Source organism: Paenibacillus sp. R-74696 (assembly GCF_055814915.1).
In genome coordinates this window covers 267,483-283,175 of the sequence record NZ_JBPULM010000050.1, presented here as the reverse complement: position 1 = coordinate 283,175, position 15,693 = coordinate 267,483, and the positions used below count along the sequence as shown (strand labels likewise).

Genomic DNA, 15,693 nt, shown 5'->3' with positions numbered 1-15,693 from the left:
TTATAAGATCGAGGTGAGCAAAATGATTTCCATTAGCCTTTGTATGATTGTCAAAAATGAAGAAGACACCATCGGCCGCTGCTTATCTTCCATCCACGATTTAGTTGATGAAATTATTATTGTAGATACGGGCTCGACTGACCGTACGAAATTCATCGCCAGCAACTATACGGAGCTGATTTTTGATAGGGAATGGTCGGATGATTTTGCTGCTGCTAGAAACTATGCGTTCAGCAAGGCTGGGAAGGACTATATTTTTTGGCTTGATGCGGATGATATCCTGCTTGAAAATGATCGTGAAAAACTTGCTGCGCTAAAAGAATCGCTGAACCCAGAGACCGACTCCGTCCGAATGAACTATCATTTAGCCTTCGATGAATATGGCAATCTGGCATCCAGCATTAGCCGCAACCGACTTGTCAAAAGGGCGAACAACTACCGATGGATTGGCGCGGTGCATGAGTATTTAGAGGTATGGGGAAACATTGAAAGCAGCGATATTGCCGTTATCCATAACAGTCTTCATCATGACCATGACCGTAATTTAATGATTTATGAAAAACGTCTGGAGCGCGGCGAGACATTTACCCCTCGTGATCTTTATTATTATGCGAATGAGCTTCGCGACCACGAAAAATATGAACAAGCGATTTTGTATTATGAAAAATTTCTTTCGACGGGCGAAGGCTGGGTGGAGGATAATGCGGCGACATGCGGCAAGCTGGCGGATTGCTATAACCAGCTTGGAGATACAGAGCGGGAGCTTGAATCGATATTAAGATCGTTTCAATATGGCAGTCCGCGGGCGGAATTTTGCTGCCGGCTGGGGTATTATTTTTTGCAGCAAAAAGATTTCGAGACGGCTGGTTTCTGGTATAACCTTGCAATTGAACGTGGGCAATCTGACCAACGACTGGGCTTTGTCAATATGGCCTGCTCAACCTGGCTGCCGCATCTTCAGCTATGCGTCTGCTACGATCGTTTAGGTGATTACGAGCTGGCCTATCGGCATAATGAGGCTGCCCGAACTTTCCGACCAGATGATCCGAGAGTGCTGCAAAATAAAGCTTACCTGAAGTCGTTGCGGGTGAAAGCGGAATAACACTAATCATATAAAAAAACAGCAGCAGACTAAGTATAGCCGTAGTCTGCTGCTGTATCAGCCTATTTAAGCTTTAGCCGCCCATATTTCAATTTCTATTTTTATTTCGGGCAGTCCTAATTCCGAAAGATAACCAATCGTCATAGATGGATATTGAATGCCGAATAGTTCCGCCCATTTTTCATAGAGATAATCCCAGTCTATTTTTTCGGTGGCCCATATGTTCACCTTAATAATATGATCGGAGGTTAGTTGTTCGGAGTTCAGTAAAAAGTTGATGTTAGCAAACGTATTGTCGATTTGTTCATTCAAAGTGTTCGGAATGTTGCCGTTTTGGTCCGTTCCGATTTGACCGGAAGTCACATACAGCTCTGAATTTCTCGGGATTTTTGTAATATGGCTGTAATTTCCTACTGGACTAGGCATACCTGCTGGATTTTTTCTGGTGATCCCTAAATTATTCATACATCTTCGCCTCTCATTTTAAGATTTCTGCCATTTTCAACCAGTCAATTTGGGCACACTTCACCCGTGAGATGGCTTTTAGAAAAAAACAGCAGTCGAGTATCCGTAGCCGAAGGATATGAAAAGCAACGATTTTTTCTTCATGAACGGACACTCCTTTCTCTTAAAAATTAGGAAGATATAACCTATGTTAAAGTGTAAGCGAAACGATAGATGGAGTCAAATTCAGCGTTTTTTCTGGAATCATAAAGCCGATTCCCATTAATGAACTGCGTTAGGATAGAGGGCTTGAGCTAAAGCTAAAGGGGTTGTATTCTCTTAGGGCTGTTATCCCCTTAGCTCAGAAAAACAGATTGGGTAATTGGAAATAGGTTAATGGCCTACTCGAAAAAAGATTCCTTTATTCGCGATGGATGTGGCAAAGCACGTTCTGAGCTAAGGGGATAACCTGCAAAAGCAGAGCAAAAGGGAACTGGTTTAGGGAAAGGGAGAGGTGAAGCGAGGGGGCGAGCCGGCAATCGGATTGTGCTTATTACTTGTAAAAAATGCGAGAAGTTGCCTCAAGGCCGCTTCCCGCATTTTTTGCAATTATTTGCTGAGCTAAGGGGATAATGCCCCAAAACGTCATTAAGTAGGGTCAAACATTAAACAAACTTGCGGCTCGTCTTTTTGCCGTCGCAGCTGAACACGATTTTTTTGTCCTCGACGACGGTTTCGAGATGGACCGATTTGCCCCAGAGATGGACGACATGGGGCAGCGTGCGCTCGACATATTTCAGATCAAGCTCCATGCCTTCATATTTGTGCAGCAAATACAGCTCGCCTACACGGTTGAAATCGCCATCTGTAACGAACAGGCTGGGGAAGCCTCCGTTCACTTTGGAATAAACAAGCTGGTCGCGGATGTTTTCCCACGATTTATCGGTTATTTTCCACTCGGGCCCCTTCTTCTCGAAAACATACAGGTCCAGCTCCTTGACCAAATCCTTGGTTAAATAGTTGCGGAGGAAAGAAATATCTGAATCGAGCTCGCGTACCTCGAACATTTTTTCTCGGCCCTTGCCCGGCACGCGCCCGAAGCGCCGCTGCTCCTCTACCGTCGGCTTATCCCAACGCTTCTCAATATCCTCGAAAATTTTCAGCCCTAAATAATACGGATTCAGCGTGTGCTGGGAGGGTACGACGACGGAGGAATTCAGCTTGGCGAATTCAATCGTTTCCTCGCTTGTCAGGTCGAGCTCGCGAATAATGCGCTGATGCCAGTACGACGCCCAGCCCTCGTTCATAATTTTAGTTTCCAGCTGCGGCCAGAAATACAGCATTTCATCGCGCATCATAGACATAATATCGCGCTGCCAGTCTGTAAGCTGGGGCGAATATTCCTCGATAAACCAGATCAAATCCTTTTCCGGAGCTGGCGGGAAATGCTTTGGCGGCGGCGTTTGATCCTGTCGCTTTGCATCATCCGGGTCAAGTCCCCATAAATCCTCATATTCGGATGGGGTCGCCGTATTGACAGAGCGGTTCTGCTCCGTCGTCAGCATTTCAATATAGCGGGTTTTATCGAGCTGGTATGGCTTAATAATAGCCGAGTCCACATGCTCCTGAATGGCAAGCACGGCATCGATAAATTTCTCGACTGCTTCTAGGCCGTAATCCATTTCATACTGCTGAATGCGTTCTGCTGTAGCGGACATGCTTTCGACCATATTGCGGTTGGAGGTACTGAAACGGGCGTTATTTTTGAAAAAATCACAATGGGCAAGAACGTGCGCGACGATCAGCTTGTTCTGAATAAGGGAATTGCCCTGCAGCAGGAAGGCATAGCAGGGGTTTGAGTTAATGACGAGCTCATAAATTTTGCTTAGGCCAAAATCATATTGCAGCTTCATTTTGTTGAAGGTTTTCCCAAAGCTCCAGTGGCTGTAGCGCGTCGGCATACCATAAGCGCCAAACGTATAAATAATGTCGGCTGGGCAAATCTCATACCTCATCGGGTAGAAATCGAGGCCAAAGCCTTGAGCGATTTCCGTAATTTCATCGATGGACCGCTCCAATGCGCGGATCTCATCCTGGTTCATCAGCCATCCCCCCGTACTTGATAATACCGTTCATACCATAGGTATGTGCAGTGGGCCAAGTTTATGACGTGTTGGGGGAAGAGTTTATTAAGATGGATTTTGGCTAGAGCTGGGAGCATGCTACAATACTTATATATTAATAATATAATCAACGATTAATTTGAGGGGGCGAGTATCTTGTCACATCCAGATGAGAAAAAAACGCATACCTACAAGGATTGGCTAACATGGGATGGATCATGGGAACTTATTGATGGGAAAGCCTTTAATATGTCTCCTGCTCCAACCTCGCTGCATCAATATATTGTCGGGGAGCTTTATTTTGCCCTTCGTACGTTTTTTCAGAATCAGAACTGCTATGTATTTATGGCGCCCTTCGATGTGTTTTTCAGTGAAAGCGGGGATTTTCAATCACCTGATCATATCGTGCAGCCGGACCTTTCAGTCGTTTGTTCCAAGGATCAAGTTTCAAAGAAGGGCTGTAATGGTGCGCCAGCTTTAATTATTGAAGTGCTGTCACCGTCAACCGCATTGAAGGACTTTAATGAAAAGTTCAACCTCTATCAAAAATATGGGGTGCAGGAATATTGGATTGTCGACCCGGGAAACCGGACGGTCCATGTTTATGCGCTGCAGGACGGCAGCTATCAGGTGCGTCATTTGTTTACGGAGCAGGAAGTGATTCAATCCAGCATATATAAAGATTTACAATTACCTATGAACAAGCTGTTTCATATGGAGTAATTTATAGTTAAAACCGACTGGAGCTGCACTCAGCCGGTTTTTTTTGCCTATAGCGATTGTATTGAAAAGCTCATAATTTCAGCCTCCAAGCATATATTGGCAGATAGTGACTGCTGGGTGCAGTCTACCCATGTACAGGAGGCTGGTCATTTATGAGCGAATCTGAAAATACGAGGCAAGGATATCCCCATATTCCCCAACCGATTCGCAGCGATGGAGCAGGCGGTCCGGATTTGGGGCCGCGCGATGTGATGCGGGATTTGGAAAATCCGGATATGTTTGTTCCGCCTGTAACGGATGCGGGCCTCGTTCCCAATATGAAATTCTCATTTTCAGATGCCCATATGCAGTTGAATCAAGGGGGCTGGTCCCGCGAGGTGACGGCACGCGAGCTGCCGATTGCGACAACGCTGGCAGGCGTCAATATGTCGCTAATTCCGGGCGGGGTAAGGGAACTGCATTGGCATCAACAGGCAGAATGGTCCTACATGCTGCTTGGAAATGCAAGGATTACAGCGGTGGATCAGAATGGAAGGAACTTCATAGCTGATATTGGACCGGGTGACTTGTGGTATTTTCCGCCGGGAATTCCGCATTCGATTCAAGGACTGGAGGGAGGCTGCGAGTTTCTGCTTGTGTTTGACGATGGGAATTTCTCGGATTTAAACACGCTTTCGATTTCCGATTGGTTTGCCCATACGCCGAAGGAGGTGCTGTCGGCTAATTTTGGCGTGCCTGAGAGTGATTTCGACCATATTCCAGATGATCAGGTTTATATATACAAAAGCTCGGTTCCCGGCTCCATTGAGAGCCAGAAGGTAGAATCGCCATACGGAACAATCCCGCAGTCCTTTAAGTTTGAGCTGTTGAAGCAGACCCCTATCATTACGCCTGGAGGCAGTGTGAGAATCGTTGATTCCTCCAATTTTCCAGCATCTAAAGCGATTGCGGCAGCACTTGTAGAAATTAAGCCCGGCGCTATGCGCGAGCTGCATTGGCATCCCAATAACGACGAGTGGCAATATTATTTATCGGGTCAGGGCCGAATGACTGTATTTACAGGCAACGGAAACGCGCGGACGTATGATGTGCGGGCAGGCGATGTCGGTTATGTGCCCTTTGCGTGCGGTCATTATGTGCAAAATACCGGCAACACAACTTTATGGTTTCTGGAAATGTTCAAAAGCGACCGCTTCGCAGACGTTTCCCTTAACCAGTGGATGGCGCTTACTCCAGCAGAGCTTGTAAAAAGCAATCTCAACGTAGATGAAGCGTTTGTATCCAAGCTGCGCAAGGAGAAATGGCCCGTTGTTAAATATCCGGGCTTTTAAAGCTGGACTATGGCTGGACAAATGCAGGCAAACTCGCTATTATGAATAATAATTCAAATTAATGAATTTTTATTCATGAAGGGAGTGTTAAGCTTGCAGCATTTTTTATCTTTTGAGCATACGACGAAGGAGCAGCTTCTGAGTATCATTGAACAGGCGATTGAGATTAAGCGCAACCCGCAAATCTACAGCAAGGCGGCTGATAACAGGGGGCTGCTGATGCTTTTTCAAAAAAGCTCGACAAGGACGAATCTTTCGTTTCAATCCGGTATTAATCAGCTTGGCGGCTATGCCGTCCTGATGGATTGGAACAGCAGCAATTTCAGCATCTCGCCGATTCAATACGAGTCGCGCTACGTTTCAAGAAACAGCGACATCATTATGGCGCGGCTCAAAAATCATGCCGATCTGCTGGAACTGGCACGTTATGCGACCGTCCCGGTCATCAATGGCTGTTGTGATAAATACCGATTCATCCGGGCTTTGAGATCGCAGAGGAGCTGGTGGAATCGGAGCATTCGGTCATTTATCAGCAGGCGGAAAATCGGATGCATGCGCAAAAAGCGCTGCTGCTTCATCTTCTACAATAAGTCTCCGGCTTCGCCGGCGGGACATGCCTTCACGTATAGTTGAAGGCATGTCCTGCCGGCGGGCCGGAGTTTTTTTATAATGGAAACAGTCGGCCATTGGCAATGAAAGGTTATGTATAGTAATATAAAATTGTGATCTTATCAAATTTTAAATACAATTTTTGTAAGAAATTATTAAATGAGAGAGAGTATGAGGATAAAATTGTGCTTCATCTTACTTTAGAATCTATCATTCACGGGCTGTTGTATATTATGGCGGCTGCACTCATGTTTATTGTTTTTGCCCCAAGATCGCTGGCCTCTACTATGAAACGGAGGCTGCTTTTTGTAGGGCTGCTCGTCGTATTTACAACGGTATTTCTGACCTTGGAGGAAATGGATTCCCTAGTGTATGCGCTGTATCTGACCTCGGTCTCTCTGGCGCTTGCTGTGCTTTATGAAGGACTGCTGCCAGGCGTAGCTACAGGAATGGTGTTTTTCTTTAGTGGTACTTTGCTTTATGGAAACCACTGGCTGCCAACAGGAACAGCTATTAGCGTGCTGCTGCTGACGGGGTTGCTGTTCCGCTTTAAGGTAAAGCCAAATACTCAGCAAAAGCTAAGCCTTGTTAATCTGTTCCTCGTCTCGTTACATATGCTGGCCTATATTGGTGTTTCCTTGGCGCTTGGACATGATTTTAATAGGGTGCAGCTCATTGTTATCGCTGTTGGAGCGGCGTTTTCGTCGTTGCTGATTAGCTTTATTTATTTTAATGTAAAAAACCGGGAGTGGTACGAGCAGATGCTCGTCATCTCCGAAAAAAATCAAATCGTTGGCCAGCTTGCTGCCTCCATTTCGCATGAAATCCGCAATCCGCTTACAACGACGCGAGGTTTTCTTCAAATGATGGGTAGCCAGCAGCTCGATCGCGAGACATTCGAGCGCTACCGCACCTATGCTTTTGAAGGTATCGATCATGCGAATGCGATTATTACTGATTATTTAAATTTTTCGAAGCCTAGTGAAGACAAGCGGCTGCTGCTGAATGTGCAGGATGAAATAGATGGTGTTATTCCTTGGCTGAAGCCTTATTCCGCAATGTCGAACATTACGGTCGAGGTTTATCATTTATCGAAGGAGCCGCTTATTATTTATGGAGAGGTTAAAAAATTTCAGCAGTGTATGCTCAATATCATAAAAAACGGCATTGAGGCTATGCCTGAAGGTGGCAAGCTGACGGTGCAGACCGAGCTGGTGCGAAATAAAATTCAAATTCTCGTCCGCGATACGGGCTGCGGGATGAGTCGAGCCCAGGTTAAACGGTTAGGTTTGCCTTATTATACGACAAAAGAGCGGGGAACCGGGCTCGGGCTGATGGTCGTCATGAATATGGTTAAGGACATGAACGGCAATATATTTTTTCATAGTAAAATGAATCAAGGCACGATATGCGAGCTTCAGATCGAACGGGCTTCTGCTGCTCCTGAATAGCGAATCGAGTAAGCAGGTCAGAAAGCGTATAGCGGAAAGAGACGGTTGAAGGAGGCTGCCGAAGCAGCTCCTCAACCGTCTTTTTTTAGATGGAGAAAATGATTGGAAGCGTTATTAATTCATGCTTGCGTTCTGTTGCTGCATAGTGTTTAATGAATATATACATTGTAAATTTATTATCTGGTTAACAAAAACATTAATCTTATGAGGTGAGCTGAACATGTCAAAACAAGCAAAGCTGATCGTTGATAAGGATTTTGTAGTAGGTGAAGTCGATAAAAGAATTTATGGCTCGTTTATCGAGCATTTGGGCCGGGCGGTATATGGCGGTATTTATGAAAAAGACCATCCGCAGGCGGATGAACAGGGTTTTCGCTCCGATGTGCTGGAGCTTGTAAAAGGGCTGGATGTGCCGATTGTACGATATCCCGGAGGAAACTTTGTTTCAGGCTACAACTGGGAGGATGGCGTTGGCCCGCTTGATCAGCGTCCAAGACGTCTGGAGCTTGCTTGGCGCACGATTGAGCCGAACTGGATTGGCTTTAATGAATTTATGGACTGGTGCCGCAAAGCGAATACGGACGCGATGATGGCGGTGAATTTGGGGACGAGGGGCCCTGATGAGGCACGTAACCTGCTTGAATATTCTAATCATCCGTCTGGAACGTATTGGAGTGATTTGCGTGTGCAGCACGGCTACAAAGACCCGCATAACGTCAAAACCTGGTGCCTCGGCAATGAAATGGATGGCCCTTGGCAGATAGGCGCTAAAACAGCTGTCGAGTATGGACGTATCGCCAGCGAGACTGCAAAGGTCATGCGTTGGGTCGATCCAACGATTGAACTGGTCGCCTGCGGCAGTTCGGCAATCGGCATGCCGACCTTCCCCGATTGGGAAGCGACGGTGCTGGATTTAGCTTATAATGACGTGGATTATATTTCCCTGCATCAGTATTACGGCAACCGCGAGAAGGATACCGCGAATTTCCTAGCGCAATCTGTGGGAATGGACTCCTTCATTAATACGGTCATTTCGACAGCCGACTTCGTACAGGCGAAGAAACGCAGCAAGAAGAAAATCAATCTCTCCTTCGATGAGTGGAACGTGTGGTTCCATTCCAATGAATCGGATAAAAAGCTTGATCCTTGGCAAATTGCTCCACCGCAGCTGGAAGATATTTATACGCAGGAGGATGCGCTGGTTGTCGGCTGCATGCTGATCAGCCTGCTCAAGCGTGCTGATCGGGTGAAGATGGCTTGTATTGCTCAGCTCGTCAATGTCATCGCTCCAATTATGACGACAAATGGCGGCGCAGCCTGGAAACAGACGATCTATTATCCGTATATGCACGCAAGCTTGTTCGGAAGAGGCGAGGTGCTTGTACCGCTCATGAGCTCGCCTAAGCATGACACTAAAGATTTTACAGATGTGCCTTATATTGAAGCTGTAGCGGTGCATAATGAAGAGAAGCAAGAGGTTACTGTGTTTGCCGTGAATCGCCATCTGGAAGAAAGTATTGCATTCGATATCGACCTGCGCAGCTTCGGTCAAGGACGAATTTTGGAGCATATTGTTTTGGAAAATGAGGATTTGTCCGCTTCCAATACAGCAGATGCGCCTAACCGCGTTACGCCGCACACGAATGGCAGCGCCGCATTGACGGATAAAGGGCAAATCCAAGCTGTGCTGAATAAAGCGTCATGGAATGTCATTCGAATTAAATTGTAAATTTTAGAGGGGAACAATCGCAAGCTTAGCTCGGGTGAGAGGGCTAAGCAGGCGGTTGTTCCCTCTCGTTTCATTTTATGCGATGATAAGGGAGAGGAGGGTGAACAAGATGATTAAAGCCAATACAGATATAGCTTGGTTGCCGCTCTATGAGGCGCTGTCGAGCCATGTGCGGCTTCATATTATAGATTTGCTGGCAGTAAGCCCGATGAATGTCAAAGAGCTTGCAGAGGCGCTGGGACTCAGCAGCGCGATTGTGACCATGCATATCCGCAAGCTGGAGAAGGCAAATCTCATTGAGACGAAGATGGTGCGCAAGCAGGGAGGCACGCATAAAATATGCACGCTCGCCGAGCAGCATATTGAAATCGAGCTGCCTCATCACACACGCGAAGTGAAAAAAATGCATGAGAGCACGGTGCCGATTGGACATTACACCGAATATGAAGTGCATCCGACCTGCGGCATCGCGACGGTGGAGAAGGCCATTGGCCAATTCGATGACCCGCGCTTTTTTCTAGAGCCGGAGCGGATGAATGCGGGCATTTTATGGTTTGGCCGAGGATACGTTGAATATAAAATCCCTAATTATTTGCTGCCGGGGCAGCGCCCGAGCGCATTCGAGCTTGTGCTGGAGCTGGGCTCCGAGGCTCCAGGCTACAATCCGAACTGGCTGTCTGATATCAGCTTCAGCCTAAATGGAACGACCATTGGCAAGTGGACAAGCCCTGGTGATTACGGGGGGACCCGCGGCAAGTTTTCACCTTCCTGGTGGCATAGCAACCTGAATCAATATGGCTTGCTCAAAGTGATTCGCGTGCAGGAGGATGGCACCTTCGTGGATGGGCAGCAGGTAAGCGACACCAGCGTGCAGCAGATTACACTGGATCGCAATCACTGGACGCTGCGCATTGCGGTAGATAAGGATGCTGCGCATGTAGGCGGCCTTACACTGTATGGCAAGGGCTTTGGCAATTACAATCAGGATATCATGTTCCGGGTTTATTACGAGGAATAAGCACATGAATAAAAGCCGTATCGCAGTCAGGTTGGGGGAGACTCTGACGATTGCGATACGGCTTTTATTTTGTAGAGGCGTTTGTGTGAGTTAGAGCAAATTGGTGCTAAAGCACGCGACGTGCCGTTGCGTAATTTTTGCTCCACCAGCTGGAGCTCAAACTCGTAACGGTCACTCCAGGGGCACCGTATGTATGAATAATTTGATTATTGCCGATATAAATGCCGACGTGATGAATAGGAGAATAGAAGAAAACGAGGTCGCCAACCTTCAAATTGCTTCGAGATACGAACGAGCCGACTTTTGATTGATCCTTAGAGCTTCTCGGCAAAGAAACGCCAACCTTGGCAAAAACATATTTGGTGAAGGAAGAGCAGTCAAAAACGCGAGTCGAACTAGTGGGAGCGCTGAATTGATAAGGTGTTCCCATAAAGCCCTTTGCCACCGAAACGATCTTGGATTGGGTGGAGGCGGATGCCGCATAAGCTGCCGGTGCTTGTGTAAAAGGAACAGCAGATAAAGTAAGCGATGCGGTAAGTGCAAGGGATGCAGCCAGTTTACCAAAACGAAGTTTTTTCATGATGTGAATGCCCTCTCTTCTCTGGGTTGATAGCTTGTCTATTAATATGTTCTTAGCTATACAATACCACAATTAAAATTGAGAGTAATTTCCTCTGAGACCATAAAACTAGATTTAATGGTCTTTTGATACCAATTGTTAAAAATAGATGAGAAACTTCTCATTCAAATTCAGGCTTAAATGAGAAGAATGATGAATGATTACGCATTCATTAGTTATTTTTTGTAAGTAAAAAATAACCCCCATGACCTTTAAGGCCATGGGGGTTATACGTGTCATAATCTATTCGTTCACCACTTATGCTTATTAACCTTCAAGCAGAAGCGTTTCTGGATCTTCAAGCATTGCTTTCACTTTAACGAGGAAGCGTACCGCCTCAGCGCCATCTACGATGCGGTGATCGTAGGAAAGGGCGATGTACATCATTGGACGGTTCTCGGAGCGCTCAGCGTCGATAGCAACTGGACGAAGCTGAATTTTGTGCATGCCCAGAATACCAACTTGTGGTGCGTTAATGATTGGCGTGGACAGCAGCGAGCCGAACGTACCACCATTTGTAATTGTGAATGTACCACCTTGCAGGTCAGACAATCCGAGCGAGTTCGTACGGGCTTTGCCAGCAAGGTCAACGATTGAACGCTCGATTTCAGCGAAGCTCAGGCGGTCCGCATCACGAACAACAGGAACCACAAGACCTTCTTTAGCCGATACGGCAATACCGATATCGTAGAACTGCTTTACAATAATATCTTCGCCTTCAATTTCAGCGTTCAGCAGCGGGAACTCTTTCAGAGCGCCAACGACAGCTTTCGTGAAGAAGGACATAAAACCAAGACCAACCTCATGCTTGTCGAGGAACGATTGTTTCCGGCGTTTACGGATATCCATAATAGCGGTCATATCGACTTCGTTGAACGTTGTCAGCATTGCTGCTGTTCTTTGAGCTTCAACCAGACGATTTGCAATCGTTGCGCGGCGACGCGACATTTTTTTGCGCTCGTAAGGCTTGGCCGATTGGAATTTAGGCGCAGCTGGCGCTTTAGCGGCAGGAGCAGCCGGTGCTTGCGGCGCTGCTGGCTGTGTGCCATGCGAACGAACATCATCGGAGCTAACGCGGCTAAGCGGATCGCGGGATTGAACCTGTGTTAGGTCAATGCCTTTTTCTCTTGCGAGCTTTCTTGCAGCAGGGGAAGCGGCAACTTGACCGCCTTTGCTGTCTGCTTCTGCTACAGGAGGCGCGATAGGTGCTGCTTGCGCCGGAGCGGCTGCTTCAACAGCTGGTGCAGCCTTCGCCGGCTCAGCTGCAGGAGCGGATGGAGCTGCTCCACCTGCCGCAATGGAGCCGATAGCTTCGCCGATTTGAACGGTATCGCCTTCGCTGCGTGTAATCTCTTGAATCGTGCCATCCTGCTCGGCGCTGATCTCGATGTTGACTTTATCTGTTTCAAGCTCCAGAAGCACATCGCCTTGCTTAACCGAATCTCCAACCTTAACAATCCACTTGGAAATCGTGCCTTCCGTAATCGATTCTCCCATTGCGGGTACTATAATTTGTTGCACAGTAGCTACCTCCCTGAGTTGTATGTCAATGACGGACTATGTTTCAATGTTTGCAAAATAATATGCTGCTGCTCAAAAGCGTGTACTTGCTGGAAGCCGCTCGCTGTGCTGGAACGCTCGGGGCGTCCAATATAGCTTACGCTTGTACCATCAGGCGCAATCGCGCGGATGCGCGGATCGGCATAATGCCAGGAGCCCATGTTTTTCGGCTCTTCTTGAACCCACACAATTTCCTTCAGTTGAGGGAAGCGGGCGATAATTTCAGCAATTTCCTTCTCAGGGAACGGATAAAGCTGCTCGACACGAATAATGTGCAGCCAATCGAGGTCCTTCTCTTGTTCCTTCTCAATGGCATCTTCAAGGTCGATTGCAATTTTACCTGTGCACAAAATCAGGCGCTCTACGCGCTCTGGCCTGCTGCCAAGGTTCGGCTGCTCAACGACCAGCTTGAACGAGCCATTGCTAAGCTCGGAAGCGTTGGAAGCGACGCGCGGGTTACGAATCAAGCTCTTAGGAGCCATAATAATCAATGGACGTGCGGCTTCGCTTTCCGTTATGGAAGCTTGGCGGCGCAAAATATGATAATACTGCGCAGCGCTCGTCAAGTTGGCAACCGTCCAGTTTTCCTCGCCTGACAGCTGGAGGAAACGCTCCAGACGTGCGCTGGAATGCTCAGGCCCTTGGCCTTCATATCCATGCGGAAGCAGCATGACGATGCTGGATTTCTGCGACCATTTCGAACGGCCTGCGGAAATGAACTGGTCAATAAGCGTTTGAGCGACGTTGGTGAAATCGCCGTATTGCGCTTCCCAGATGACCATCGTTTCCGGCGCGTGTACGTTATAGCCATATTCAAAGCCTAGCACAGCAGCTTCGGAAAGCGGGCTGTTATGAATGGCGAACGATGCTTTCGCATGCGGCAATTGGTGAAGCGGGCAGAAGGTATCGCCTGTTACTGCATCATGCAGCACGAGATTGCGGTGAGCAAATGTTGCGCGCTCGACATCTTGGCCGCTAAGTCGGATCGGCTTGCCGTCAGCAAGAATGGTTGCGAAGGCAAGCGTTTCCGCATGGCCCCAATCAAGCTTCTCTCCTTCGTTCAATGCATTCGTGCGGCGCTCCAAAATCTTCTGCAGCTTCGGATATACAGTGAAGCTGTCAGGGAAACGAAGCAGCTCAGCATTAATTGATTGCAGCGTTTCAATGGATACAGGGGAAACGGAAGTCGTGTTATCCTTTTCTCCTTGCAGTCCTTGTGTCTGATGAACAGGCTCTTGGCCATCACGAGCTTTCACTTCGTCATAAGCTGATTTCAGGCGGTCTACGACGCCTTGCTTAAGCTCTGCTACTTCAGCCTCTGTAATAGCGCCAGCAGCAATCAATCTATCGGAGTAGATCGTGCTTACCGTTGCATGAGCCCGTACTTTTTTATAGATAAGAGGCTGAGTCGTTTCCGGATCATCCGTCTCATTGTGTCCATATTTACGGTAGCCAATTAAGTCAACCAAGAAATCCTTCTTGAAAAGAGTACGATATTCGCTGGCCATCCGCGCTGCAAAAATACAAGCTTCCGGATCATCAGCGTTTACGTGCACGATTGGAATTTCATAGCCTTTGGCTACATCGCTTGCGTATTGCGTCGAACGGGAATCATGGCTTTCTGTTGTAAAGCCAATGCGGTTGTTGACGATAACATGAAGCGTACCACCGCTTGTATAGCCTTTCAGCTGAGCGATATTCAATGTTTCCGCTACAATGCCTTCACCAGGGAATGCTGCATCACCATGCATAATGATGGAGGCAGCTGAATCCAGGTTGGTTACCGGATAGCCAGGCTTGCTGCGATCATCCTGTGCTGCACGAGCGAAGCCGCCGACAACCGGGTTGACGAATTCAAGATGGCTCGGGTTGTTCGCAAGCGTAATGCGAGTTTCAACTGTTTCGCCAGTCTTGAACGAACGATTGGCGCCCAAGTGGTATTTCACATCACCAGTCCAGCCGTAGTTGATGCCGATGGAACCCTCGGACGGGATAAGCTTCTTGTTCGGCGAGTTGTAGAACTCGGAGAAAATTTTAGTATAAGGCTTGCCCAGCACATGCGCCAAAATATTAAGGCGCCCACGGTGTGCCATCCCCATCGCAATTTGGCTCACACCGTCATTCGACAGCTCGTGAACCAATTCATCAACAATGGCGACAAGCACGTCGTTGCCTTCAACGGAAAACCGTTTTTGACCAACAAAGGTGCGCTGCAGAAAATCTTCAAATTGCTCTGCTTCGAATAGCTTGACGAGCAGCTTCTTGCGTTCTTCCTTGTTGAGTGCAGCAGAAGGCAGCTGGCGTTCAACACGCTTCTTGAGCCAAGCACGCTCCGCTTCATCATGCACATGGCTGAATTCGAAAGCAAGCGTGCCTGTGTACGCTTTAAGCAGCTTCTGAATAGCCTCCCATGCATTAGCAACATCGGAAGGGGCATTCGTCCATACGAGCTCAGCAGGCAAAGCCAGCAGATCCGTCTGTGTGATGCCATACGTTTCAGGGCTCAGCATCTTCGTATTCGATTTAGGTCCGATATCGAGCGGATCAATATCAGCCGCCAAGTGGCCGAATGCGCGAATGTTCCATACGAGCTTGCCGGCAGCGACCAAATTTTGAAGCGTTTTCGCATCGATCGAAGCAGTGCCTACCGTTTGTGGTGCAGCAGCAGTTTGGCCTGCTGCATAAGCAGGCGGCTCGCCAAAGCGAGTAAACAAATCGCGGTATTCAGATGTTACCGTTTCAGGGTTTTGTTTAAAAAGCTCATATTGTTCTTGGATGTACCCATAGTTGGGACCATAATAGCCTTCCCACGGGTTTTGGTTAGTTTCATTGCCAATCGACATTTTCGACAGATACCTCCGTCATTGAATTTTGTAAGTTTATGGACGGAATCAGAACTAGCATATGACTTCATTATAGTACAGAACGACATGGAAACTTAAATAACGATTATGTATCATAACTATCTTGAAAATAGATCAATC

General features: G+C 47.5%; 12 protein-coding genes. 7 read left to right on the top strand and 5 right to left on the bottom strand.

The window, feature by feature from the left end:
• Positions 1–22: 22 nt before the first annotated feature.
• Complete coding sequence (locus ACSR9A_RS29740; protein ID WP_473762058.1) at positions 23–1,102, top strand: tetratricopeptide repeat-containing glycosyltransferase family 2 protein; 1,080 nt, start codon at positions 23–25, stop codon at positions 1,100–1,102.
• Between the two features lie 66 nt (positions 1,103–1,168).
• On the opposite strand, the gene ACSR9A_RS29735 is transcribed toward ACSR9A_RS29740, so the two are convergent.
• Positions 1,169–1,567, bottom strand: a complete 399-nt coding sequence (locus ACSR9A_RS29735; protein ID WP_473762055.1) for a RidA family protein — start codon at positions 1,565–1,567, stop codon at positions 1,169–1,171.
• Between the two features lie 644 nt (positions 1,568–2,211).
• Positions 2,212–3,648, bottom strand: coding sequence for a SpoVR family protein (locus ACSR9A_RS29730; RefSeq protein ID WP_473762052.1), 1,437 nt, complete (start codon positions 3,646–3,648; stop codon positions 2,212–2,214).
• A gap of 177 nt (positions 3,649–3,825) precedes the next feature.
• Between ACSR9A_RS29730 and ACSR9A_RS29725 the strand changes: the two genes are divergently transcribed.
• From ACSR9A_RS29725 to ACSR9A_RS29700, 6 genes are all read left to right on the top strand, one after another.
• Complete coding sequence (locus ACSR9A_RS29725; protein ID WP_473762050.1) at positions 3,826–4,392, top strand: Uma2 family endonuclease; 567 nt, start codon at positions 3,826–3,828, stop codon at positions 4,390–4,392.
• Positions 4,393–4,544: 152 nt separating this feature from the next.
• Positions 4,545–5,723, top strand: a complete 1,179-nt coding sequence (locus ACSR9A_RS29720; RefSeq protein ID WP_473762047.1) for an oxalate decarboxylase family bicupin — start codon at positions 4,545–4,547, stop codon at positions 5,721–5,723.
• Positions 5,724–5,816: 93 nt separating this feature from the next.
• Entirely contained in the window at positions 5,817–6,356 is a 540-nt protein-coding gene (locus tag ACSR9A_RS29715) for an ornithine carbamoyltransferase (protein ID WP_473762045.1), read from the top strand.
• A 161-nt stretch (positions 6,357–6,517) separates the two neighbouring features.
• Complete coding sequence (locus ACSR9A_RS29710) at positions 6,518–7,783, top strand: ATP-binding protein (RefSeq protein WP_473762043.1); 1,266 nt, start codon at positions 6,518–6,520, stop codon at positions 7,781–7,783.
• Positions 7,784–8,003: 220 nt separating this feature from the next.
• Positions 8,004–9,512 carry an arabinosylfuranosidase ArfA gene (gene arfA / locus ACSR9A_RS29705; RefSeq protein WP_473762040.1) on the top strand — a complete coding sequence of 503 codons (1,509 nt, stop codon included), beginning with the start codon at positions 8,004–8,006 and terminating at the stop codon, positions 9,510–9,512.
• A gap of 109 nt (positions 9,513–9,621) precedes the next feature.
• The gene (locus ACSR9A_RS29700; protein ID WP_473762039.1) at positions 9,622–10,530 is read left to right on the top strand and encodes an ArsR/SmtB family transcription factor; all 909 of its coding nucleotides are present in this window, start codon (positions 9,622–9,624) and stop codon (positions 10,528–10,530) included.
• Between the two features lie 106 nt (positions 10,531–10,636).
• Here the strand turns inward: ACSR9A_RS29700 and ACSR9A_RS29695 are convergent, their stop codons facing one another.
• The 3 genes from ACSR9A_RS29695 to ACSR9A_RS29685 form a co-directional block, all read right to left on the bottom strand.
• A complete protein-coding gene (locus ACSR9A_RS29695; RefSeq protein WP_341281630.1) occupies positions 10,637–11,110 on the bottom strand; it encodes a C40 family peptidase in 474 nt (157 codons plus the stop codon).
• 306 nt (positions 11,111–11,416) lie between these two features.
• On the bottom strand, positions 11,417–12,670 hold the full coding sequence (gene odhB / locus ACSR9A_RS29690) for a 2-oxoglutarate dehydrogenase complex dihydrolipoyllysine-residue succinyltransferase (RefSeq protein ID WP_473762035.1): 1,254 nt from the start codon (positions 12,668–12,670) through the stop codon (positions 11,417–11,419).
• Between the two features lie 5 nt (positions 12,671–12,675).
• Positions 12,676–15,552: a 2-oxoglutarate dehydrogenase E1 component gene (locus ACSR9A_RS29685; protein WP_473762032.1), complete on the bottom strand. Its 2,877-nt coding sequence runs from the start codon at positions 15,550–15,552 to the stop codon at positions 12,676–12,678.
• Positions 15,553–15,693 lie beyond the last annotated feature (141 nt).